This window comes from Salinicola rhizosphaerae (assembly GCF_014652715.1).
GTDB classification, from domain to species: domain Bacteria; phylum Pseudomonadota; class Gammaproteobacteria; order Pseudomonadales; family Halomonadaceae; genus Salinicola; species Salinicola rhizosphaerae.
Genome location: NZ_BMZI01000006.1, coordinates 331,278 through 354,365, shown reverse-complemented (window position 1 = coordinate 354,365; position 23,088 = coordinate 331,278). Strand labels below are relative to the sequence as shown.

Annotated in this window: 23 protein-coding genes; 4 read left to right on the top strand and 19 right to left on the bottom strand. The window is 63.6% G+C overall.

Annotated features, from left to right (window positions below):
- Positions 1-45: 45 nt before the first annotated feature.
- Together efp and epmA are read left to right on the top strand one after the other, a co-directional pair.
- Positions 46-612 carry an elongation factor P gene (efp, locus tag IE125_RS14960; protein WP_189445465.1) on the top strand — a complete coding sequence of 189 codons (567 nt, stop codon included), beginning with the start codon at positions 46-48 and terminating at the stop codon, positions 610-612.
- Positions 613-725: 113 nt separating this feature from the next.
- Positions 726-1,715 carry an EF-P lysine aminoacylase EpmA gene (gene epmA, locus IE125_RS14955; RefSeq protein WP_229809134.1) on the top strand — a complete coding sequence of 330 codons (990 nt, stop codon included), beginning with the start codon at positions 726-728 and terminating at the stop codon, positions 1,713-1,715.
- Between the two features lie 26 nt (positions 1,716-1,741).
- Here epmA and arfB read toward each other — a convergent pair whose 3' ends face one another.
- The 17 genes from arfB to IE125_RS14870 form a co-directional block, all read right to left on the bottom strand.
- The gene (gene arfB, locus IE125_RS14950) at positions 1,742-2,158 is read right to left on the bottom strand and encodes an alternative ribosome rescue aminoacyl-tRNA hydrolase ArfB (protein ID WP_189445463.1); all 417 of its coding nucleotides are present in this window, start codon (positions 2,156-2,158) and stop codon (positions 1,742-1,744) included.
- A gap of 44 nt (positions 2,159-2,202) precedes the next feature.
- Positions 2,203-3,057: an archaetidylserine decarboxylase gene (gene asd, locus IE125_RS14945; RefSeq protein ID WP_373297427.1), complete on the bottom strand. Its 855-nt coding sequence runs from the start codon at positions 3,055-3,057 to the stop codon at positions 2,203-2,205.
- A 92-nt stretch (positions 3,058-3,149) separates the two neighbouring features.
- Positions 3,150-3,920, bottom strand: coding sequence for a FadR/GntR family transcriptional regulator (locus IE125_RS14940; protein ID WP_189445462.1), 771 nt, complete (start codon positions 3,918-3,920; stop codon positions 3,150-3,152).
- 104 nt (positions 3,921-4,024) lie between these two features.
- Positions 4,025-5,308: a TRAP transporter large permease gene (locus IE125_RS14935; protein WP_189445461.1), complete on the bottom strand. Its 1,284-nt coding sequence runs from the start codon at positions 5,306-5,308 to the stop codon at positions 4,025-4,027.
- Positions 5,309-5,312: 4 nt separating this feature from the next.
- Positions 5,313-5,834, bottom strand: a complete 522-nt coding sequence (locus tag IE125_RS14930) for a TRAP transporter small permease (RefSeq protein ID WP_189445460.1) — start codon at positions 5,832-5,834, stop codon at positions 5,313-5,315.
- A gap of 256 nt (positions 5,835-6,090) precedes the next feature.
- The gene (locus IE125_RS14925; protein WP_189445459.1) at positions 6,091-7,086 is read right to left on the bottom strand and encodes a C4-dicarboxylate TRAP transporter substrate-binding protein; all 996 of its coding nucleotides are present in this window, start codon (positions 7,084-7,086) and stop codon (positions 6,091-6,093) included.
- Between the two features lie 115 nt (positions 7,087-7,201).
- Complete coding sequence (locus IE125_RS14920) at positions 7,202-8,335, bottom strand: mannitol dehydrogenase family protein (protein WP_189445458.1); 1,134 nt, start codon at positions 8,333-8,335, stop codon at positions 7,202-7,204.
- A complete protein-coding gene (locus IE125_RS14915; RefSeq protein ID WP_189445457.1) occupies positions 8,332-9,975 on the bottom strand; it encodes a UxaA family hydrolase in 1,644 nt (547 codons plus the stop codon). Before IE125_RS14915 ends, IE125_RS14920 begins: the two co-directional genes overlap by 4 nt.
- On the bottom strand, positions 9,972-11,018 hold the full coding sequence (locus IE125_RS14910) for a zinc-binding alcohol dehydrogenase family protein (RefSeq protein WP_189445456.1): 1,047 nt from the start codon (positions 11,016-11,018) through the stop codon (positions 9,972-9,974). Before IE125_RS14910 ends, IE125_RS14915 begins: the two co-directional genes overlap by 4 nt.
- A 105-nt stretch (positions 11,019-11,123) precedes the next feature.
- Positions 11,124-12,161: an ABC transporter substrate-binding protein gene (locus IE125_RS14905; RefSeq protein WP_189445455.1), complete on the bottom strand. Its 1,038-nt coding sequence runs from the start codon at positions 12,159-12,161 to the stop codon at positions 11,124-11,126.
- A 101-nt stretch (positions 12,162-12,262) separates the two neighbouring features.
- Positions 12,263-13,021, bottom strand: coding sequence for an ATP-binding cassette domain-containing protein (locus IE125_RS14900; protein WP_189445454.1), 759 nt, complete (start codon positions 13,019-13,021; stop codon positions 12,263-12,265).
- Between the two features lie 10 nt (positions 13,022-13,031).
- Positions 13,032-14,048: an ABC transporter permease gene (locus IE125_RS14895; RefSeq protein WP_189445453.1), complete on the bottom strand. Its 1,017-nt coding sequence runs from the start codon at positions 14,046-14,048 to the stop codon at positions 13,032-13,034.
- Positions 14,006-14,344, bottom strand: coding sequence for an L-rhamnose mutarotase (locus tag IE125_RS14890; protein WP_189445452.1), 339 nt, complete (start codon positions 14,342-14,344; stop codon positions 14,006-14,008). Before IE125_RS14890 ends, IE125_RS14895 begins: the two co-directional genes overlap by 43 nt.
- Positions 14,345-14,361: 17 nt before the next feature.
- Complete coding sequence (locus IE125_RS14885; protein WP_189445451.1) at positions 14,362-15,141, bottom strand: SDR family oxidoreductase; 780 nt, start codon at positions 15,139-15,141, stop codon at positions 14,362-14,364.
- Positions 15,138-16,043 carry an amidohydrolase family protein gene (locus IE125_RS14880; protein WP_189445450.1) on the bottom strand — a complete coding sequence of 302 codons (906 nt, stop codon included), beginning with the start codon at positions 16,041-16,043 and terminating at the stop codon, positions 15,138-15,140. The genes IE125_RS14885 and IE125_RS14880 overlap by 4 nt, the downstream gene beginning before the upstream one ends.
- A gap of 31 nt (positions 16,044-16,074) precedes the next feature.
- A complete protein-coding gene (locus IE125_RS14875) occupies positions 16,075-16,917 on the bottom strand; it encodes a fumarylacetoacetate hydrolase family protein (protein WP_189445449.1) in 843 nt (280 codons plus the stop codon).
- 101 nt (positions 16,918-17,018) lie between these two features.
- Complete coding sequence (locus IE125_RS14870; RefSeq protein WP_189445522.1) at positions 17,019-17,759, bottom strand: SDR family oxidoreductase; 741 nt, start codon at positions 17,757-17,759, stop codon at positions 17,019-17,021.
- Positions 17,760-17,976: 217 nt separating this feature from the next.
- Between IE125_RS14870 and IE125_RS14865 the strand changes: the two genes are divergently transcribed.
- Entirely contained in the window at positions 17,977-18,732 is a 756-nt protein-coding gene (locus tag IE125_RS14865; RefSeq protein ID WP_189445448.1) for a FadR/GntR family transcriptional regulator, read from the top strand.
- Positions 18,733-18,831: 99 nt separating this feature from the next.
- On the opposite strand, the gene eat is transcribed toward IE125_RS14865, so the two are convergent.
- Together eat and IE125_RS14855 are read right to left on the bottom strand one after the other, a co-directional pair.
- Positions 18,832-20,208 carry an ethanolamine permease gene (eat, locus tag IE125_RS14860; RefSeq protein WP_189445447.1) on the bottom strand — a complete coding sequence of 459 codons (1,377 nt, stop codon included), beginning with the start codon at positions 20,206-20,208 and terminating at the stop codon, positions 18,832-18,834.
- 60 nt (positions 20,209-20,268) lie between these two features.
- A complete protein-coding gene (locus IE125_RS14855; RefSeq protein ID WP_189445446.1) occupies positions 20,269-21,579 on the bottom strand; it encodes an aspartate aminotransferase family protein in 1,311 nt (436 codons plus the stop codon).
- A 280-nt stretch (positions 21,580-21,859) separates the two neighbouring features.
- Here IE125_RS14855 and IE125_RS14850 point away from each other — a divergent pair, with 280 nt between their 5' ends.
- Entirely contained in the window at positions 21,860-22,975 is a 1,116-nt protein-coding gene (locus tag IE125_RS14850) for a phosphotransferase enzyme family protein (RefSeq protein WP_229809133.1), read from the top strand.
- The last annotated feature ends 113 nt before the right edge of the window (positions 22,976-23,088 follow it).

Sequence of the window (23,088 nt, the reverse complement as noted above, 5' to 3'; positions counted from 1 at the left end):
AATTGTCGTCGCGGACGGCCCGCGAACGGTTATCAGTGAGGAATCATGGCGAACTATTCTACCAACGAATTCAAGGGTGGCCTGAAGGTCATGCTGGATGGCGATCCCTGCAACATTCTCGAGAACGAGTACGTCAAGCCGGGTAAAGGCCAGGCGTTCAACCGGGTCAAGCTGCGCAACCTGATCACCGGCCGCGTCTGGGAGCGCACGTTCAAGTCCGGCGAGTCGCTCGAGGGCGCTGACGTCATGGACCTGGACATGGAGTACGTCTACACCGATGGCGACATGTGGCACTTCATGAAGACCGACGGCTCTTTCGAGCAGTACGCCGTCGACAAGAAGGCGATCGGTGACGTCGAGAAGTGGCTCAAGGAGCAGGCGGTCTACACCGTGACGCTGTGGAACGACAATGCCATCGCCGTCAGCCCGCCCAACTTCCTGGAACTCGAAGTAGTCGAGACCGATCCCGGGCTCAAGGGCGACACCGCCCAGGGCGGCTCCAAGCCGGCGACGCTCTCTTCCGGCGCCGTGGTCCGTGTGCCGCTGTTCATCAATCAGGGCGAGGTGTTGAAGGTCGACACGCGTACCGGTGAGTATGTCTCCCGCGCTTGATCGTGTTGGTATCGCGCTACTGCGCTCGAAGAGGACCAGGCGCTGGATGAATGGCTCCCGCGCCTGGATTCAAGCCACACAACTGCGTGGCTTTCGTCGTTCTGGAGGGGACCGTGAAGGATTCGGAGAGCGTGGCCGACTGGCAACCGACGGCGTCGATCGAGACATTGCGGGGGCGGGCTCGGCTGATCGCCCGGATGCGGGCTTTCTTCGCCGAGCGTGACGTGCTGGAGGTTGAGACGCCGGTGCTCGGCCATGGCGGCAGCACCGACCCGCATCTGGCTTCGCTCTCGGTCGAGGCGGTGACGCAGGCCGGTCGCGAGCGGCTATGGCTGCAGACGTCGCCGGAGTTTGCCATGAAGCGTCTGCTGGCCGCCGGCAGCGGCCCGATCTTCCAGCTGGCCCGCAGCTTTCGCGACGGCGAGGTGGGGCGGCGCCACAATATCGAATTCACCATGCTCGAGTGGTATCGCCCCGGGTTCTCGCTCGATGCGCTGATCGCCGAGTGCGATGCGCTGATCCGCCAGGTGCTGCCGGTGCCCCCGGGCGAGACGCGTCGACACCGCTACCGCGATCTATTCCGCGAACGACTCGGCGTCGATCCGTTCACGACGCCGCTCGGCGCGTTGCGGGATCTCGCTGCCGAGCGTGGGGGGCTCGCGATGGCGGATGCCGACCGCGAAACCTGTCTCGATCTGCTGATGAGTCTCACTATCGAGCCGGAACTGGGTCGCTCGGGAATCGACGTCGTCGTCGACTATCCTGCGGCTCAGGCTGCCCTGGCACGTCGGCATCGCGATCCGGAGGATGGCGTCGAAGTGGCCGCACGCTTCGAGATCTACCTGCAGGGGCTCGAACTCGCCAACGGCTATGACGAGCTCACCGATGCCACCGAGCAGCGCGCGCGCTTCGAGCAGGACGCCCAGCAGCGCCAGCGCCTCGAACTGCCGAACGTCGAGATCGATCGGCGCCTGCTTGCCGCGCTCGATGCCGGCATGCCATCCGGCAGCGGCGTCGCCCTCGGCGTCGACCGCCTGATTCAGCTCGCGCTGGGCAAGTCGAGCATTGCCGAGGTGATGGCGTTTACCACCCCGCGTTGTTGAGGCCGTGGCGACGCCGGAGCTAGATTCTAGCCATCGATCTTGCCGCGCAGGCGTTTCTTCTGGCCGTGCTTGGTCTTCTGGTCGGTGCGTTTGCGCTTTGCGCTACGGGATGGCTTGGTCGCGCGGCGGGGTTTGTCACCGTAGAGAATCGGCTTGATCAGTTCCTTGAGCCGGGCCAGCGCCGCTTCCCGGTTGAGCTCCTGAGTGCGATGCTCCTGCGACTTGATCACCACTACGCCGTCACGCGTGATGCGCTTGTCGCGCAGCGCCAGGAGTTTCTCCTTGAAGCCGGGATGCAGGCTCGAGGCGCGGATATCGAAACGCAGGTGAATCGCTGAAGAGACCTTGTTGACGTTCTGTCCACCGGCGCCTTGAGAGCGCACGGCGTGGAGCTCGATCTCGTGATCGGGGATCGAGACGTTACGAGAGATATCCAGCGGCATGGAAGCGTCAGTCCTTCAGTTCAGATAGGGCGGTTAACGGCAGCTCAAGCCGTTGCGGGCAAGCCGGGCAGCGCACCCAACGTCTGGCCCATGCTGACCGGGCTGCCTTCCGGGTCGAACTCGCCGAATGCGGTTTCGCGACCGAAGCACATGACGACCGTCGAGCCGAGCTTGAAGCGGCCCATCTCCTGGCCTTTTTCGATCACGATGGGTTCATCGAAGCGCGTGGTCTGGACCTTTCCGCTCAGCGGCGTGATCTGGCCGGCCCACACCGTTTCGATGGCGGCGACGATCATCGCACCGACCAGCACCATGGCCAGCGGCCCTTGCTCGGTGTCGAAAATGCACACCAGGCGCTCGTTGCGCGCAAAAAGCCCGGGAACGTGGTTCGCCGTGGCGCTGTTGACCGAGAAAAGCCGGCCTGGCACATAGGTCATCTCGCGCAGGGTACCGGTGACCGGCATATGGACGCGATGATAATCCTTGGGCGAGAGATAGACCGTGGCGAAGCTGCCCTGGCGAAACGGCGCGGCGCGGGCGGTATCGCCGCCAAGCAGCGCGCTGAGCGAATAGGTCTGCCCTTTGGCCTGAATCAGCGTGCCGTGTTCGATTCGACCATAGCGCGAGAGCACGCCATCGGCCGGGGAGACGAGATCCTCACCGATCGGCCGCGCGTCCGGCTTCAACGCGCGGGTGAAGAAGTCGTTGAAGCAGGCATAGGCCGTCGGGTCGGGCTCGTGCGCCTGGCTCATATCGACGCCGTAGATCTTGATGAAGCGCTGGATGAACGGGTCCTTGATCCACGACAGCCGACAGTCGGCGAGCTTGCCGATGAGCCGAGAGATCGCGTGTTGCGGCAGCGGATACTGAATTCTGGCGAAGAGTTCCTGGCGATCCACGATGGCGACCTCGATGAAGATGAACGAACGAGCAGAAGGCCCGACAACTTAGCGGGACTCCCGATCCTTCGCAACAGCTGCGGGTTTCAGGGCTACGACAATCGTTGCGGGACTTCACCGAGTAGCGTCTCTGGCATCTCCATGCCGAGCGCGGTGGCGGTGCCCTGGAGAACCGCGACGGAGGCGAAAAAGGCATCGCGGGGGCGGCGGGTGCGAATGCACTCCATCAGCTCGCGGTGACGCTCCAGACTTGCCTCGGGATCGCTCGCGCTGACGTTCGAAGTCTCGACCAGCAGGTGAATCGAGGGGCGCAGAATGTGGGAAAGCTGGGTCCAGACGATATTGTGCGTGGCCTTGAAGATCGCGACGTGAAACGCGACATCGTGCTCGCTATGCAGGCGGCCGGGGTGGGGCGTCTCGGGGGCGCCCTCGCTCAGGCCTCGACCCATGCCCTCGAACGCCTCTTCGATGGCGACAAGGTCGCGCGCCGTTGCGCGCTTGGCCGCGTTCATCGCCACGAATGGCTCGACGTCGAGGCGAAAGCTCAAAACCTCGCGCTGAATGCCCGGATTGGGTGCAGCGAAACGTGTCATCCAGTCGGTGATCTGCGGGTCGAGAATGTTCCACTCCGAGAAATCACGCACTCGAGAGCCGTAGCCGGAAATACGCTCGATCAATCCTGTATCGACCAGCCGGCGCAGATCGCTGCGCACCGCCGAGCGGTTGAGCGAAAACTGCTCGCACAGATCGATCTCTCGGGGTACGAAATCGCCGGGTTGATAATCCCCGGCGAAGATCTGGCGCACCAGCGTTTCGGCAACGCTCGAGCGAGGCGATGAAAGGGAGGCGGGCGTATCCTTCACGTCTGTGACTTCTCTTGATCGTATCGGCTCATCTTAACTGTCTCGCCGCCCTGCACGCGAATGACCGATGGCTGCGGCATCGACGGCGATTTGTCGACTGGGTGTCAGAAAACCCAGTTGGGTAGCGCCAGCGACACCGCCGGCACGAAGGTCACGACGAGCAACAGCGCAACCAGCAGCAGCCAATAGGGCACGATGGCGCGAATGAAGCTGCCGATCGAGATGCCGGTGATGCTGCAGGTGGTAAACATCACCGTTCCCAGTGGCGGCGTGACGGTTCCGATCGAGGCGTTGAGAATGAACACGATACCGAAGTGCACCGGGTCGATGCCGAACTGCGCGGCGACCGGCGCCAGCAGCGGCGAGAGCACGATCAGGATGGCGTTGCCTTCGAGAAACATGCCCAGCACCAGCAGCAGGAGATTGGCGATCAGCAGAAACGCCACCGCGCTGCCCACGCCGGATGAGAGCAGCAGTGCAATTTGCTGCGGGATCTGCTCCCAGGTCAGCACGCGGGCGAAACCGGAGGCCACGGCGATGATGAACAGCACGTTGACCGAGGCCATCAGCGATTCCTGCGTCGCCACCGCGACGCTCTTCAGCCCCATCTGGCGATAGACGAACAATCCCACGATCAGCGCGTAGAGCACCGCCATCGCGCCCGCCTCGGTCGGCGTGAAGACACCCACGCGAATTCCGCCGATCACCACCACCGGCAGCAGCAGGGCAATGATCCCGGCACGGGTCACGCTGATCCACTCGTGCCGGGTGACCCGTTCGCGACGTGGTGGCTGATAGCCACGACGGCGGCACTGCCACGCCACCAGCCCCATCATCGCGATGGCCATCAACACGCCCGGAACGACGCCGGCCAGGAACAGCCGACCGATGGAGACGTTGTTGACGTAGCCGTAGACGATCAGCGCGATGCCTGGCGGAATCGTCGAGGTGATCAGCGACGACGAGGCGGTGATCGCGCTGGAAAACGCCTTGGGATAACCGGCGGCGTTCATGCTCGGCACCAGCAACTTGGCGTTCATGGCGGCATCGGCGATGTTGGAGCCGGAAAGCCCGCCCATGAAGGTACTGAGCAGCACGTTGGCCTGAGCCAGACCGCCATGCAGGCGTCGGGTCATCAGCTCGGCCAGTTTCAATAGCCGTTCGGTGATACCGGAGTGATTCATGAATACGCCGGCCATGATGAAAAACGGAATCGCCAGCAGCGAAATCGACTCGAGCCCGCCGGCGAGACGCTGGATCAGCATCACCATGGGTTGATCGGCGCCGATCAGAAAATAGAGCAGGCTCGATGCGAACAGGGCAAACGCGACCGGCGTCCCCAGGCAGAACAAGATGAACAGCGCGACGATGGCGGAACCGACAGCCATGACATCACTCCTTGGAAAAGGTGGGGGCGTCGATCTCGGCCGTCGGCTGAGAAACGTCTCGGTCATTGGTGATCAGTCGCACCAGCGCGTGATAGAGCATCAATACCGCACTGATCGGTATCGCCACGTGAATCCAGGTGTAGGGGATCTGCAGCATTGGTGTGCTGCGAAAACGCGAGAACGGCAACAGTTCCAGGCCCCAGAACAGCATTGCCAGTGCGCACAGCATGACGATGACAATATTGAAAACGCGGGTGTTCCACTGCGCCAGGCGGGGCGGCAGCTTGTCGCCCAGCAAGCCGATCAGCACGTGCTCGTTGCGCCGCACCAGCGCACTGGCGCCGAGAAAGGTTGCCCAGACCATCAATAACTGCAGGATCTCCTCGCTCCAGGCCAGCGGCGAAGAGAACAGGTAGCGCATGAAGACGTTGGCGATGGCGACCACGAACAGACCGAACAGCGCCAGGCTGGCGACCACTTCGTCGAGCCGCATCAGGCGGTCGATCGCCCTGAAAAGCGTTTGCATGAATATTCGACTCCCAATACGTGAGCGATAGCCTGAGTCGCAGCGTCGAGCAGAGGAGTATCGATAGCCGAGCGAGATGAAGCGGCTATGTTCGTTCCCGACGCACAACCCCACTTCCCACATCCATATGGGTCGCAAGGCGCGATTTGTTGGGGACGCCGAGTCCTCGCTGGAATCGAGATTGCGACCGCCATCCCTGGCGGTCGCCGCTCAAACCGTCGCTGTGCGACGTCCAAAATCGCTCCCGGCGATTTTGTCAGCCGTTGATGATGTCGCTGACCTGTTGATACAGCCCGTCGCTCCACTGCGGAAAGGCCTTCGGAATCTCTTCCTGAGCGCGTTCACGGAACGGGGCGGTATCGACCTCGTGAACCTGGACACCTGCATCTTTGAGCTGTTGCAGTGACTTGTCGGTTTCTTTCTCGACCAGCGTGCGTAGGTTGGCGGCCATCTCCTGACCGGTCTCGGTCAGAATCTGCTGCTCTTCCGGGCTCAACTGCTCCCAGAACGCCTGACCGGTCACGAAAGGCGCGACGGTGTGCATATGCGCGGTCATGTTGAGGTTCTTGACCACCTCAAAGAACTTGCCGCCGTAGAGCACCGGTAGCGGATTCTCGACGCCATCGACCAGGCCCTGGGCCAGCGACGGATAGACGTCACCCAGTGACATCGGTGTCGGCACCGCGCCCATGGCTTTGATCGCGGCCACGTACATCGGCGAGTTCTGCACCCGGATCTTGACCCCGGCCAGATCCTCCGGCGTCGCGACCCGCTCGCGGGAGAGCAACTGGCGCACGCCGTAGACCGTGTCGGGAATCACGATGTGATAGCCGGAGGCTTCGACTTTCTGCTCCTGCTCGGCGAACCAGTCGGAGTCGAACACCTTCAGCTTGCTGTCGAAATCGTCAGCAAGATAAGGCGCGTCGAGGACGGCCAGATCCGGCACCGAGCTGATGAAGTTCGAGTAGGCGGTAATGGTGATCAACGGCGAGCCGAAGCGGGCCTGCTCCATGACTTCGGTTTCACCACCCAATTGGCTGGCGGGGAAGGCTTGCAGCGTCAGCTCGCCATTGCTCTCCTCCTTGACGCGCTCGGCCCAGGCCTTGACGGCCACGTCGACCGGCTCGCCGGGCTGATTGCCGTAGGCGACGCGGATCTCGGTAGCCGCCAGTGTGGGAGTCGCGGCGGCTAGTGCGGTGATTCCGGCCAGCGTGAGTGACGCGGTCAGGTAAACGAATCGATTCTGGGTCATAGCGTGCTCCTGATGTATCAATCCAACGTTCGTTGTGGCGTTATGGCGTTGTGGTTTTTTGGCTTTGATGTGGCGTTCGTCGAGAGTTGTTGTGGCGGCTTCGGGAGTCCGCTGGCTATCCGCCTTGGGTCGCCAGCACCTCGTCGAGCCGTGGTGTCTCCAGTTCCAGCTTTCTCGCCATCTCCACCACCGGCTGGACTCGGCGGATCAGTTTGGCGTCATGGTTCTGGGCGATATCGGCGAGCCGATGGTCGAGAAACGGGTTGGCGAAACGCTCCAGCGTGATGTCGCGGTAGCGGGTCAGGCGTTCTCGCGGCAGTCGCGAGGCCAGCGTCGGGATCACCTCGTCGTCGAGGAGCTGGCGTAACGGCTCGATCATCGAAGGCGTCGCCATCGCTTCGCGGACGAATTCGGTGGACTGCCCGGCTTGCCGCCAGCGGTGCACCAGGAAGGTGTGAGCGAGATTGAGAATGTGCAGCTTGCACAGCGCCTGCGGTGTTAGATCGTCGACGAGCTCGACGTCGGCATGCACGCAGGGCACGGCCATGTCGGGCTGGCGGGCAATGGCCCACAGCGCATAGGGTTCGGCGATGGCGCCGATCGGCTCCAGCGGGGCGGAGACAATACGGTCGACCAGGGTGTCCGCCCACACGCAGCGGGTTTCCAGCCAGTCGAGAAAGGCGTCGTTGTCGCGCTGGCCGGCCCCATCGCGCCTGGCGAGTCCGCTAACCAGTGACTTAAGCTGCTGGCCGTTGTGCTCGATCAGCTCGCAGGGCAGGACCGTCAGGCCATCATTGCCTGCCTCGAAGCGTGCTCGCAGCAGCCTGGTCAATTTGCCGGGGAAGCTTGTGGGGATAGCTGCCAGGCTCGAATCGTTACCGACATCGAAACCGCTGTCGGCGGTGTTGGAGACGACGATGCGGGCCTGTTCGACGAAGTGACGCTCCAGTGCCGGCCACTGCTCTTCGGCGATCACGCAGTCGGCGACGCTGGTGACGGTCTGTTCGATATCGACAGTCTCGCCACCGCGATAGCCGCGAATGCGTACCGGATAGTGGCGCCGTTCGGCGAGCAGGCGGGCCTTGCGCTTGCCTTCCGCTCGGCTCGAACTCTGCACGACGAGAATGCGGTCCTCGCTATCACCCGCTGCCAGTGACTCGCTGACGAGTGTATCGACATGGGCGAGCAGAAACCGTCCGGTGCCGAACTGCACGATACCGGCGTGGATCGATTGGCGATCTGCGCTCATAGCGACACCCCGCGCTTCCAGGGAATGAAGTCGTGTTGAGACAAGCGCTGGGCGCGTGACTGATAGCGCCCGGACGCGGTCTCGATGCATAGCGTGAGTAGGTCATCGGCGAGCTCGCCGATATCGCGCTCGCCGCGCACGATGGGGCCGGCATCGAAATCGATGATGTCGCTCATGCGTCTGGCCAGCTCGCTGTTGCTGGCGATCTTGAGCACCGGCGCCACCGGGTTGCCGGTCGGCGTGCCGAGCCCGGTGGTGAACAGAATCAGGTTGGCGCCGGAGCCAGCCAGTGCGGTGGTGGATTCGACGTCGTTGCCGGGCGTGCAGAGCAGGCCGAGTCCGGCGCGGCGGTGGGGCTCGGCGTAGTCGAGCACCTCGACCACCGGACTATCGCCGCCTTTCTTGGCGGCACCCGCTGACTTCATCGCATCGGTGATCAAGCCGTCGCGGATGTTGCCGGGCGACGGATTCATGGCGAAATCGGCGCCCACGGCTTCGGCGTGGTGTTGATAGGCCTGAATCAGCTGGCGAAAGCGCTCGGCGGTGGGCTCGTCGATACAGCGGGCAACGAGTTCATGCTCGACCCCGCAGAGTTCGGGGAACTCGCTCAAAATCCCGCTGCCACCGAGCGCGACCAGGCGATCGACCACGCCGCCGACCAGCGGATTGGCGGAGATCCCGGAAAAGCCATCCGAACCGCCGCATTCGACGCCGAGCGTAAGCTGGCTCAGGGGCGCCGGTTGGCGGGTGATGCGATCGGCCGCGGCAAGCCCGTCGAAGATCGACTGCAGCGCATGGCGAATCAGCGCATCTTCACTGGGGGAAGACTGCTGGTCGAAGATATCGAGCGTACGCAGACCCAGCGGATCACGCTCGGCAACCGCTGCTTTGAGCATCTGGATCTGCGCTTTCTGGCAGCCGAGACTCAGCACCGTGGCGCCAGCCACGTTGGGGTGACAGATGTAGCCGGCCAGCAGCTGGCACAGTGCCTGGGCGTCGTCGTCGGTACCGCCGCAGCCGAGCGTATGGGTGAGAAAGCGAACACCGTCGACATTGGGGAAGCGGCGGGGCGCTTCGGCCTCGATCGCATCACTCTTGTCACCCTCGCCTGTGAGCATCTGACGCGCCATGCGCTTGTAATTGCGATAGGGATCGTCGCCCAGCGCGTCGGCGACGCACTGGCGCAGCACTTCGACGTTGCGGTTCTCGCAGAACACCAGTGGTATCACCAGCCAGACGTTGGCCGTGCCCACGCGGCCATCGGCACGGTGATAGCCGTCGAAGGTCTGGCCCTGAAAGCGCTTCACTTCCGGCGCTGTCCAGACGTGGCTGCCGGGTCGGGCATCGTCATCGCCGGTCGCGTGAGCAACGTTGTCGGTGCCGATCACGCCGCCTTCGGCAATCGGTCGTGTCGCCTTGCCCACCACCACGCCGTACATGGTGACGATGTCGCCCGGCGAGAGCGCCTCGAGGGTAAATTTGTGCTTGTGCCGAACATTGTCGGCAAGCCGCAGTGTCCGGTCGTCGATCTCGAGCTCGCGTCCGGCGGGCAGGTCGGTCAGCGCCACCGCCACGTTGTCTCGCGGGTGAATACGCAGGCTGACTCGGGCGGGGCTATCGGTGGCGATGGATGCGTTCACGCGATCACCTCGCTGGCGTCGGTCGAGTCCAGTGTCACCATCGCCTTGATCACGCCGCTGGCGGGATCGCACCACTGCGGCATCAACGTGGGTAGCTCCTCGAGGGAGCCGCGATGGGTGATCAGTGGCGCGGTCTTCAGCTCGCCACTCGCCATCAGACGCGTTACCGTCTCGAAATCCTCTAAGGTGGCATTGCGGCTCCCCATCAGCGTCAGCTCCTTCTTGTGGAAGTCCGGGTCGCTGAAGGTGATGTCCGCCTTGACCACGCTGACCAGCACGTAGCGGCCGCCGTGGCCGACGAAATCGAAGCCGCGATTCATCGCCTTGGGGTTGCCGGTGGCATCGAAAACCACGTCCGCCAAGGCACCATCGTTGATCGCCTCGATCTCGGCCATGATGTCGTCATCCAACGCATGCCAGACGGCTTCCGCGCCGAGCTCGTCCCGACACAGATCGAGACGCTGGCGGTTGGTATCGACCATCGCCACGCGGGCGCCAAGGCTCCTGGCCACCTGCAGGACTCCCATGCCGATCGGCCCGGCACCGACCACGATGACCAGCTCGTCGGGTTCGATCTGCGCGCGTCTGACCGCGTGGGCGCCGATCGCCTGACACTCGACCAGCGCCAGTTGATCCGGCGTCACTGTCGGCACGGGAATCAAATGCGAAGCGGGCACGTTGAGCGTCTCCGCCATGCCGCCATCGCGGTGCACCCCGATCACCTCGAGGCGCTGGCAGCAGTTGGTGCGGCCCTGGCGGCAGGCGCGACATTCGCCGCAGTGCAGATAGGGAATGACGTAGACCGGCTGGCCGACAAGATCCGAATCGACGTCGTCAGCCGTCGCGACCACCTCGCCACTCAGTTCATGCCCCAGCACCCTCGGATAGACGAAGTAGGGCTGGTTGCCACCGAAGGCGTGAATGTCCGTCCCGCAGATGCCGATACGGCGAATCGCGACGCGCGCCTCGCCGGGCGCGCAATCGGGTACCGGACGCTCGACAAGCGCCATCTCGCCGGGCCTTGAACAGACAATGACTTGCATAGGTGGACTCCTGAAAAGCCGACCTCGTTTGCTAAAGGATCAAAGGTCGGACCACTGCGTGGATGGATGACCCGTTGGACGCAGGCGTCACCGAGCACAGGCTTCCTACTCGTCGCCGCTCGCCGTTGCCATCGGTGCCAGATACGGCGTCAGCTGACGCTGTTTGGGATCGAGCAGGCCAGTGAAATCGGGTTCGTCGACGCTTTCGGTGGTCGCAACGTGGACGCCGGTATCGACGCTCTTCGGCAGCGCAACGCCCTGAGAGGCGGCATAGGCGAACCACACGCCGGTGTAGCCCATCATGTAGGGATCCTGAACGACGAGTGAGTCAATAACGCCTTGGCGCAGGAAATCGACCTCCAGTTCACTGGAATCGAAGGCGACTAGACAGACATCATCTGCGCCCTGCTCGGCGAATGCGGTGCCGGCGCCATCGCCCATCAACTGATTGTCGGCGAAGATGCCCTTGAGCTCGGGGTAGCGATTGAGCAGATCGAGGGTGTCGTTCATCGCCTTGGCGGTATCGTTATTGGCGACCCGGTTGTCGACCACCTCGATATCCGGATACTGCTTGATCGCGTCGAGAAAGCCGTTGTCCCGCGAGACCAGTGACTCGCCATTAGGGTTGGTGCGCAGGTAGGCGACCTGACCCGCCGCTTCGCCGCCGGTGCGCTCCATGCACTCGGCCAGCGCATGACCGGCGCGCTGGCCGGCGGCGAAGTTGTCCGTGGCGATCAGCGACGCGTAGCGATCGGTTTCGACTCCGGAATCGATGATGACGACGGGGATGCCGGCGTCGGTCGCGCTTTCGACGGGACCTGCCATGGCGTCGGTCGAGACCGGGGCGAGCACGATTGCCGAGGGCTGGCGGCTGATCAGGTTCTCCATGATCGCGATCTGGCGGGCGACCTCGGTCTCGTTGGCCGGCCCCAGTTCCTCGATCTTGATGCCGAGTCGCTCGGCGGCCTGATGAGCGCCGTCGAACACCGCCTGCCAGTAGGAGGCAGAGGTCGCCTTGATCACCACCGGGATGGTGATGTCGGCATTCTGGGCGGAGGCGAGCGGACTCGCCGAAAGCCCGGCGAGGGCAACGCCGAGTGTGAGCGGGGCGAGTCGACGTGAGCGTGGTATGTGGCGTGGCATGAGCGTTCTCCGCATGTTGTGGTTGGTCTTCGGATCCTGCGGTCGTTGTCTGTCGATCTTTGCTATCTACTGAATTGTGCTGCGCTCTAAACCTGCTGCCCTCAGGCGGCGTTTTCCTGGCGTTCGCTGTAGCCGGTCATGTACTTGATCAACTCCTCCTGGGTGGTCTCCTCTGATCGAGTGACGTGGACGATGCGACCGCGATACATCACGGCGATACGGTCGGCGACCTCAAGGATCTCTACCAGGTTGTGGCCGATGTAGATCACGCCAACGCCTTTGGCGGCGAGCATTCGCGAAAGCTTGATGACGTTCTCCCGCTCCATCACTGCCAGTGCGGCGGTGGGCTCGTCGAGGATTACCACCTTGGCGTCCCAGTAGAGTGCACGAGCGATGGCGACGGCCTGACGCTGCCCGCCGGAGAGCCCGGCGACCGTCGTCGCACCATCGGGGATGTGGCTCTCGATGCTGTCAATCAGCCGCTGGGTCTCTTGCTGGATGCGCCCACGGTCGATCACCGGTAGCAGACCCAGCCAGCGCCGTATCGGTTCGCGACCCAGAAAGATATTGGCGCCTACCGAGAGTTCGTCGGCCAGCGCTAGATCCTGATAGACGGTCTCGATACCGGCGCGTCGCGCCTCCTTCGGCGAGTCGAACGAGACCGCCTCGCCGCTGAGGGCGATATCGCCGCTGTCGCGGCGGTAGACGCCGGAGATATGTTTGATCAGAGTCGATTTGCCGGCACCATTGTCTCCTACGACGGCGAGCACCTCGCCGGCCTCTAGGGCGAGATCTACGCCGCAGAGAACTTCCACGGCACCGAAGCGTTTCTTGAGCTCCCTGACTTCGAGTAGTGACATGGTCGGGCTCCTATTTGACGCCGCTCTGGCGGCGTTTATGCAGGTTGTCGACGTAGACGACTGCGGCGATGAGCACGCCGGTGGCGACCATCTGCCAGAACGAGTCGATGCCGAGCAGGTTGGCGGCGTTGGCGATCGTGGCGAACAGCAGGGCGCCGATGAAGGTACCGAGCACGCTGCCGCGACCGCCAAAAAGGCTGGCGCCACCCACGACGGCGGCGGCGATGGCATTGAGTTCATAGGCGACCCCGGCGGTGGGCGAACCGATACTCATCCGTGCCATCAGCAGCATGCCGGCGATGCAGGCAGTGACGGAGCTGATGATGTAGGCGAAGAAGACGATGCGCTTGATGTTGATGCCAGCGCGCCGGGCGGACTCGTGGTTGCTGCCCATCGCTACCATGTAGCGGCCTGTGCGGGTGCGGCTGAGAATGAAATGCAGCACCAGGCCGATGACCAGCATGCTCCAGAATAGCGACGGGATGCCGAGCCACTCGGCGCGGGCGAAGGTGGAGAGCGCCTTGGGCAGGCCGAAGACGCTGGTGCCGTCGCTGACCAGAAAGGCGCCGCCGCGAAACGCCTGCAGACCCGCCAGGGTGATGATGAAAGCGGGAATGCCGAGGCGGTAGACGGCGAAGGCATTGAGAGAGCCGATCGCCACGCCAAGCAACAGCGTCACTCCGATCGCCAGCGGGATCGGTAAGCCCGCGGTCAGCAGGGTCGCGCAGACGACGCCGGATAGCGCCACCACCGAGCCCACTGACAGGTCGATGCCGCGAATCAGGATCGGGAACAGGACGCCGAAGGCGATGATGCTGTCGATCGACACCTGACGCAGAATGTTGACCAGGTTGTTGGCGGTGAGGAAGGTCGAGGTCGTCAGAGCCATGACGATCCATAGCGCCAGGGTGAGACCGAGAACCAGGGTCTCCACCGGCAGCCCCCACTTGCGCAGGTGTCGTGTCCGCGTGGCGGCCGGCGCTTTCATGCGTCGCCCAAGCGATAGATTGGCGTCATGCGCTGCCATTTGTGGTTCTCCTCCGTCCAAGGCGTGGGGCGCTGGAATCGCCACATTGCCGTTTCCCACCGTTGTACCGCCGGATTTTCACGCTCGGCGGCGGCCATGGCGTCGAAGCTGAACTGGTCATCGTCGGTCTCCATGACCATCGTCAGCCGCGTGCCCAATCGAAAGATTTCGAGTCGTGTGACGCCGCAAGCCTTGAGGTGTGATTCGACTTCCGGCCAGACCTCGCGGTGATGTCGCTCGTACTCGGCGATCAACGCGTCGTCGTCGACCAGATCCAACGCGAGGCAGTAGCGCATGTCGTCGGTCTCCGCGATCAGGGCGCCGTCATGGCGCGATCGAGATGGACGTAGCCGCCATCGACGTGAAGCCACTGACCGGTTGTGTGCGATGCCCGCGTCGACAGAAGGAAGAGCACGCTGTCGGCGATCTCCCGTGGCTCGGTCATGCGCTGGCCGAAGGGGATGGCGGCCTCGATCGATGCTAGTCGTGCGCGGCTATCGTCGAAACTGTCGATCCAGCGGCGATAGAGGGGCGTCATCACCTCTGCCGGCACAACGGCGTTGACTCTGATACCGTCGCCGGCGAGGCTCACCGCCCACTCTCGGGTCAACGCCAGTTGCGCGCCCTTGGCGGCGCTGTAGCCGCTCGTGCCGCCCTGGCCGGTGAGCGCGGTCTTGGAGGCGACATTGACGATCACTCCACGGCTCTCGCGCAGATGCGGCAGGCTGTGATGTGCCATGGCGTAGTAGTGGAGGAGGTTGCGATCCAGCGAGCCCTGGAACGCCTCGGCGCCAGCGTCGAGCCCGACCCGGTCGTTGACGCCGGCGTTGTTGACCAGCCCGTCGAGGCGGCCGTGACGTTGGACGGCATGAGTGACCGCTGCTCGGCAGGCGCGGTCGTCGGTCAGCTCCGTGGCGACGAAGTCCACCGTGGCGGATTCACGCAGCCCGCCGAGCCACCTCGCTGGCGGGGCGTCGCGGGCGACGATCACGACGATGGCCGCCTCAGCGACTAGCCCCTCGGTGATCGCCGCGCCGATACCCGAGGCGCCGCCGGTGACAATCATGACCTTGCCAGCTAGCTCGAGATTCATGAATGGCGCTCCTGGAGGGAAGAGTGGGCGTGGATGTCGGGAGGCGAAGCTGTCGGTGTCAGCCCGTACCAGCGCTGAGCGTTGCCGCCGAACAGCGCTTCCCGGTCGAGGCCGCGTGCGGTGGCCCAGTCATCGATCAGCGAGAAGACGTTGTGGTAGTCGCCGGCCACTCGGCACACGGGCCAGTCGGAGCCGAAAAGCAGGCGATCGTCGCCGAAGGTCTCCAGCGCCACGTCCAGGTAAGGGTGAATCTGCTCCGGCTGCCAGCGCTGCCAGTCGGCTTCGGTAATCAGCCCCGAGAGTTTGCACGCGAGATGGGGTAGCTCTCCCAGACGGGCGAACTCGCGCCGCCAGTCATCGAATTCGGCTCGACTCGCGGGGGTTAGATGGTTGCGTATGTCGGGCTTGCCCAAGTGATCGAGGATCAGCGAGTGTCCGTCGCAGGCGCGGCAGAAATCGAGCGTCGCCGGGAGATGGTCGGCAGTGATCAGCACGTCGTAGCACCAGCCGGCCCGCTGGAGCTGCTGGACACCGCGCTGCACGCTCTGCCGGCGCAGATAGTCACCGGGGGCGGCCTCGTCCTGGATCAGATGGCGAAAACCACAGAGCGGGGACCCGTGCCAGTGCTCGAGCGTAGTGTCCAGATCGTCCGTTAGCAGATCGACCCAACCGACCACGCCGACGATCGAAGGGTCACGCTCGGCGAGATCCAGCAGGAAGTCGGTCTCCTGATACAGTGGCCGCGCCTGCACCGCGATCGTCGCCTCGATTCCGCAAGCCTCTCGCTCAGCGGTCAGATCCGGCGGTAGGAAATCCCTCTTGAGCTCGCCCATGGCATTGTCGATCCACGGAAAGTCGCTCGCCCGGTAGCGCCAGAAATGCTGATGGGCATCGATACGCATGACGGTGACCTCCGTGGACGACGAGCCGGTATCAGCTCTCGACGCAGCGCTGGTGTTGTTCGCCGAGCCCCTCGATACCCAGGCGCATGACCTGTCCCGGCTTGAGGAAGACCTTGGGATTCTGGCCCATGCCGACACCGGGGGGCGTACCGGTGGAGATGACATCGCCCGGCTGCAGGCTCATGAATCGACTGAGATAAGCCACCAGGTGCGGAACCTGGAACACCATGGTCTGGGTCGAGCCGTCCTGGTAGCGCTTGCCGTCGACCTCGAGCCACATCGATAGATTCTGCGGGTCGGCGACTTCATCTCGGGTGACCAGCCAGGGGCCGAGCGGGCCGAAGGTGTCGCAGCCCTTGCCCTTGTCCCAGGTGCCACTGCGCTCGAGCTGATATTCGCGCTCGGAGACATCGTTGACCACGCAGAAGCCGGCCACATGGCTCATGGCATCGGCTTCGTCGATGTAGCGTCCGCCCTTGCCGATGATCACACCGAGCTCGACTTCCCAGTCGGTCTTCCTGGAGCCGCGCGGGATCTCGACATCGTCGTTGGGACCACAGATCGCGCTGGTCCACTTGTTGAAGATGACCGGCTCCGCTGGCACTTCGGCGCCGGTCTCGGCAGCGTGATCCGAGTAGTTGAGGCCGATGCAGATGAACTTGCCGACGCGAGCGACGCAGGGGCCGAGCCGGGTGTCGGCGGAGACTTCGGGCAGGCCGGCGGTATCGATCTCGGCCAGCGTTTTCAAGCCGGCATCGGAGAGCACGTCGCCGGCGATGTCATCGATCTTGCCGGAGAGATCGCGAACGATCCCGTTGGCGTCGACCAGTCCCGGCTTTTCCTGACCCTTGGGGCCGTGGCGTAGCAGTTTCATGCGGTCTCCTTTTCTGTAAGCGTTAATGACTTAAGTCTGGCTACGAGCTACGACAGCGCCGGTTTCGGGGCGCTGGACCGCAGCTACGAGAACTCAAGAGATCAATTGGACCAGCCCCCATCGATCATCTGCGTCGTTCCCGTGATGAAGCTGGACTCGTCACAGGCCAGCCAGGCCGCTAGTGCCGCGACCTCTTCCACCTTGCCTAGCCTGCCCATGGGCTGGCGGGCGACGAACTCTGCGAAGACTTCATCGGCGCTACGCCCTTGTCGGCGGGCCTGTTCGGCGACACGCTCGCGTAGCGAGGGCGAGTCCACCGTACCGGGGCAGATGGCGTTGCAGCGAATGCCGCGTGTCATGAAATCGGCGGCGACGGACTTCGTCAGGCCGACCACGGCCGCTTTGGTCGTGCCGTAGGCGCACCGGTTGACAATGCCTTTTACGCTCGAGGCCAGAGAGGCCATGTTGATGATGCTGCCGCCGCCGTTGTCGAGCATCGCGGGCAAGGCCGCGCGAATGGTGTAGAACATCGAGTCGACGTTGAGACGCTGCGCGAACGACCATTGGCCGTCGTCGCACTCGAGAATCGAGCCCGGCGGTACGGTGCCAGCGCAGTTGAACAGTATGTCCAGCGGCGGCAGCGAGTCGATCAGCGCCAGCACCGCATTGGCATCGGTGACATCCAGCCCATGACATTCAGCGCCTTCCAGGTCCTCCAGCTTGCCGGGATCGATATCCGTCGCAATAACGCGCGCGCCTTCATCGAGAAACCGGCGCACGGTTGCGCGCCCGATTCCTTGGCCTGCGGCGGTGATCAAGGCTGTCTTGTCGGTGAGTCGCATGGTCATCGGGCTCCGGCAAAAAGCGTAGGCGGTGGAATCGGTAGGCCGTGCGTTCGCTTGGTGCTAATGTCTAAAGGCCTGACCTTTGGGCCGAGTATTATCCTCCGGTCTCACAAGGTGCAAATCGCCAAACGTCTAATATCGCGACAGAAGGCCGCAATTTCGTCGCTTTTTGCGACTTATGTCTAACCATCAACGCGTCTCGGGAGGGCGGTCGATGCCGATTCAGACCATTCGCGCCCAGCGTCTCTATCGCCAGATCGCCGATCAACTGCTGGCGCTGATTCGCGAGGGAGAGTTCCCGCCAGGAACGCTATTGCCGGCAGAACGGGACCTGGCGCAGCAGCTGGGCGTCAGTCGCGCTTCGGTGCGCGAGGCGCTGATCGCACTGGAAGTCGTCGGACAGGTCGAGGTGCGAGTGGGGCACGGCGTGCTGGTGCTGGAGCGCGAGAGCGCCGGAGGCAGATCGGTGATGAGCGAAGCCCGACGCAAGGCGCCATGGTCGCTGGACCCGGAGTTCGATAGCGAGATCGAGCTCGATCTGGATCAGGAAATTCCGCCGTTTTCACTGCTTCAGGCGCGCCGCTACCTCGAGCCGGAGACGGCGGCACTGGCGGCAATCAATGCCAGCGATGAGGATCTGGCCGCCATACGCGAGGCCTATGCGCGCAACGTCGAGGACAACGTTCATGGGGGACGCAATCAGGCGGGTGATCGACTGCTGCACATCCGCATTGCGGAGGCTTCCGGCAATGCGGCCTACGCGATGACCATCAAACACCTGCTTGGGCATCAGTACGGCATGATGTTTCGTCGGCTTCAGGAGCTGTTCATGGAAACGGACATGCCGAAGCAGTCCCAGGATGATCACGAACGCATTCTCGCCGCGATCGAGCGCCGCGACCCGGATGCCGCGCGGCACGCCATGGAGGCGCATATGGATCACGTGCTGAGAGTGTTTTTCGATGCCTGAGCGGGCTCGGCGCTTGGCAAGCGCGCCTTCCTGTGAAAAGACGTTGACGAACGAGGCACTGTATAAGCGCTTCGTCCGTCATGCTGGAGCTGGCGTCCTTCAGGAAGTCACGGCCAGCGAGTCTTCGGCTTCTTGACGCTGTGCCTTGGTCAGCGAGAAGTAGATGCCGCCGAGGATCATCAGGCCGACGAAGAGAATGGCGATCATCGGGTTGAACCAGAGCATGGCGACGAGACAGACCAGCGCCAGAATCAGGGCGATCATCGGCACGACCGGGTAGCCTGGGGCGCGGTACCAGCGCTCCAGCTCCGGCTCGGTGCGGCGAAGTCTGAACAGGCTCAGAAGGCTCATCAGGTACATGACGATGGCGCCGAACACGGCCATGGTGATCATCGCTGCGGTCAAGCTCATGCCCTGCAGGTCGATGTGACCGTCGCTGAGGATGGCGGCGATGCCGATCGCGCCGCCGGCCAGAATCGCCCGGTGCGGGGTTCTAAAGCGCGACAGCTTGGCCAGCCCGCGGGGTAGATAGCCGGCTCGCGCCAGGGCGAAGAACTGGCGAGAGTAGCCGAGGATGATGCCGTGGAAGCTGGCGATGAGTCCGAATAGGCCGATCCAGACCAGCATGTGCATCCAGCGTGAGTTCTCGCCGACCACCATCTTCATTGCCTGCGGAAGCGGGTCGTTGATGTCGGAGAGCGTGCGCCAGTCGCCGACACCGCCGGCCATCAGCATCACGCCGAAGGCGAGGATGACCAGCGTGATGATGCCGCTGACGTAAGCCTTGGGAATGGTCCGGCGCGGATCGCGAGTCTCCTCGGCGGCCATCGCGGCGCCCTCGATGGCAAGGAAGAACCAGATCGCGAACGGAATCGCGGCGAAGATGCCGGCGACGGCCTGACCGTTGAAACCGTCTTCACCGGCCCAGCCGTTGGCGACGAAGTTGGCCATGCTGAAGCCGGGGGCGACCACGCCCATGAAGACGAGCAGTTCGATCACCGCGAGCGAGGTGACCAGCAGTTCGAACATCGCAGCCAGCTTGACGCCGATGATATTGAGCGACATGAACACGACGTAGGCGCCGATCGCCGCGAGCTTGGGATCGAGGCCAGGATACTGGACGTTGAGATAGGCACCGATTGCCAGCGCAATGGCGGGTGGTGCGAAAACGAACTCGATCAGCGTCGCCATGCCGGCGATCATGCCGCCGAATTCGCCGAAGGCGCGGCGACTGAAGGCGAAGGGGCCGCCGGCGTGGGGGATCGCGGTGGTCAGCTCGGTGTAGCTGAAGATGAAGCAGCTATACATTGTTGCGATCATCACCGTGGTCACCAGAAAACCCAGCGTACCGGCGACGCCCCAGCCGTAGCTCCAGCCGAAATATTCACCCGAGATGACCAGCCCAACGGCGATGCCCCAGAGCTGAATGGGACCTAGCGTCGGCTTCAGCGCGTTTGTGGTTGTCGATGCGCTCATCGTTTTCTCCCTGTTGTTGTTCGCATGTCTGACGACAATTGCCTCTCACGACTGCGGTGCTCAGAGCCGCGATAGCACCTTTTCCAGGCCCTCGACCAGCAGGCGACTGTGCTCTTCCTTGAAGACCAGCGGCGGGCGGATCTTGAGAATATTGGCGTGAGGACCGATGGCGCCGATCAGGATGCCTTCGTCCCGCAGGGCATTGACGATCGCCAGCGCCATCGCGGCGTCGGGTTTGCCTTCGGCATCGACGATCTCGGCGCTGGCGTAGAGGCCCACGCCGCGGACATTGGCCAGCACGGGATATTGCGTCGCCAGTGCCCCGATGCCATCGACGATCGCCTTGCCGGCCTGATGAATCGATGGCAGCAGATTCTCCTGCTCGATCACTTCGAGGACGGCCAGGCCCACGGCAGCAGAGACGGTATTGCCGCCGAAGGTGTTGAAGTAGCTGGATTCACTGCCGAAGCGCTCGAGAATGTGCGGTTTGACCACGGTCGCCGCCATCGGGTGGCCATTTCCCATCGGCTTGCCGAGGGTGACGAGATCGGGCACGAGGCCGTGGCGCTGAAAGCCCCACATGTGCTCGCCGCTGCGGCCGTAGCCGGGTTGCACCTCGTCGGCGATGTAGAGGCCGCCGGCCTCGCGGATCGCCTCGACCGCTTCCTGCAGGAAGCCGGGGGGATCGAAGAAGCCGCCATCGCTGGTGAAGAAGGTGTCGATCAGCAGCGCCGCCGGCTTGATGCCGTGGCGCTGCATGTCGGCAATTGCCGCGCGCACGTCGGCGGCGAAGCGCTTGCCGACCGCTTCTGGATGGGCCGGGTCGTGGATTGGCGCCGGGATGGCACGGGCGTCCTTGTCGAGCTTGACGTAGGGCCCCATCGACGCCGACAGCGCGGCGATCGATTTGGTCATGCCGTGGTAGCTGTAGTCGGTGACGATCACGCCGGTACCACCGGTGTAGTCCTCGGCGATGCGCAACGCCAGGTCGTTGGCTTCACTGCCGGTGCAGGTGAACATGACCTGGCTCAGTGCATCCGGCATGGTGCCGATCAGTTTCTCGGCAAAATCGAGCACATTATCGTGCAGGTAGCGAGTGTGGGTGTTCAGCTCGCTGGCCTGCTTTGTCAGCGCTTGCAGCACATGCGGATGGCAGTGGCCCACCGATGGCACGTTGTTGTAGACATCGAGATAGCGGTTGCCATCCGCGTCGAAGACCCAAACACCCTCGCCGCGAACCAGATGGAGCGGATCCTTGTAAAAAAGTTGATAGGCCGGGCCGAGCAGGCGCCGGCGGCGCTCGATCATCTCGAGCTTCTCTTCCGAGACCGTGTCGCCGGCGCTGGCGTCGAAGGCGTTGGTCTTGAGCATGATTTCCCCCTGAACAGGTTCTGGTATCGGGCAGGTTCTGATATCGGACCGGCTGTCATCGAACCGGTGACGGAGACGAACGGCTTCCGTCGAATGACAACATGAGCCCGGTAGCGACTCGATGGTGTCGATCATGCCCCGGGCGGTGGGGCGAAGACTTGACCGCACACCGGCGGTGCCTGTGTCTTGGGGTCAAGTAAGCGCGTCGGTAGCGCGAATCTGTCTTCCCCGGTCAAGGCAGCGCGATGCAGAGTCAAGCCGAGTGGCGGGCAGGAGTCTCATGCTGTGGACATCGATGATCGTCCGATCGATCGTTCACTGCTCCAGGGAGATTCTCATGGTCCACGCCTCCAAGCTGAAAACCGATCCAGCGCTCGACACACCTCAGGCAGATGCGCTTGACGACGCGGCGGTCACGCGCCTTGCCGAGGCGGCGGTCGCGCGCTATTCCGAACCGTTTCGCGGTGAAGTTCGCCTGCTCTGCCGCTCCGAGAACGCCACCTTCGTGGTCGAGGGAAACCGAGGCGAGCGCTACGCGCTGCGACTGCATCGCGGCGGCTATCATCGACGGGAGGACATCGCCAGCGAGCTGGCGTGGCTGGCAGCACTGCGTGACGCCGGGCACCAGGTCCCCGAGCCGATTGCCGATCGCGACGGTGAAACGGTGCTGACGCTGCCGCTCGAGGACGCAAACCGCGATCCCGATGGCGAGCGCCACGCGGTGCTGTTCGGCTGGATCTCGGGCGACATGCCGACCAACGCCGTTCATCCCCGGGCGTTCCGGCGCCTGGGCGAGATCACCGCGCACCTGCATCGTCATAGCCGTGGTTGGCAGCGGCCCGCGGGTTTTCAGCGCATCGTCTGGAATCACGAGACCATGGTCGGTGACGGCGGCCACTGGGGAAACTGGCGCGATGCGCCCAACCTGAAGACAAGCGATTGGCCGGTGATCGAAAGGGCATTGGCGAAAATCGGCGCCGAGTTGGCTGCCTACGGTCAGTCTCCGCAACGCTACGGCCTGATTCATGCCGACCTGCGCCTGACCAACCTGCTGCTGGAGGGCCACGAGACGCGCGTGATCGACTTCGACGACTGCGGCTTCGGCTGGTATCTGCACGATCTTGCCGCGGCACTGAGCTTCGAGGAGCACCACCCGCGCGCCGCCGAGTGGGTGGATCAGTGGCTCGCCGGTTATCGCCAGGTGACGACGCTCGAACAGGCGGATCTGGATATCATTCCGGCGATGATCGCGCAGCGGCGCATCCAACTGCTCGCCTGGGCCGGGTCGCACGCGCAGACGCAGCAGGCGGTGGATCTCGGGCCTGACTGGGCGGACCACTCCGTGCGGCTGGTACAACGCTATCTCGATGGCAAACTGCCAGTCGGTGCGGACTGAATCTGTGCTCTAAAATGGTGCGCCGAAGGACATGGGCGCGCCAGTCGGGCACTCGAAAATCGTGCCTGCCGGTGAGTTGCTGCCTCCGCGAGCCCGGCGTTACCGGCGGCGGA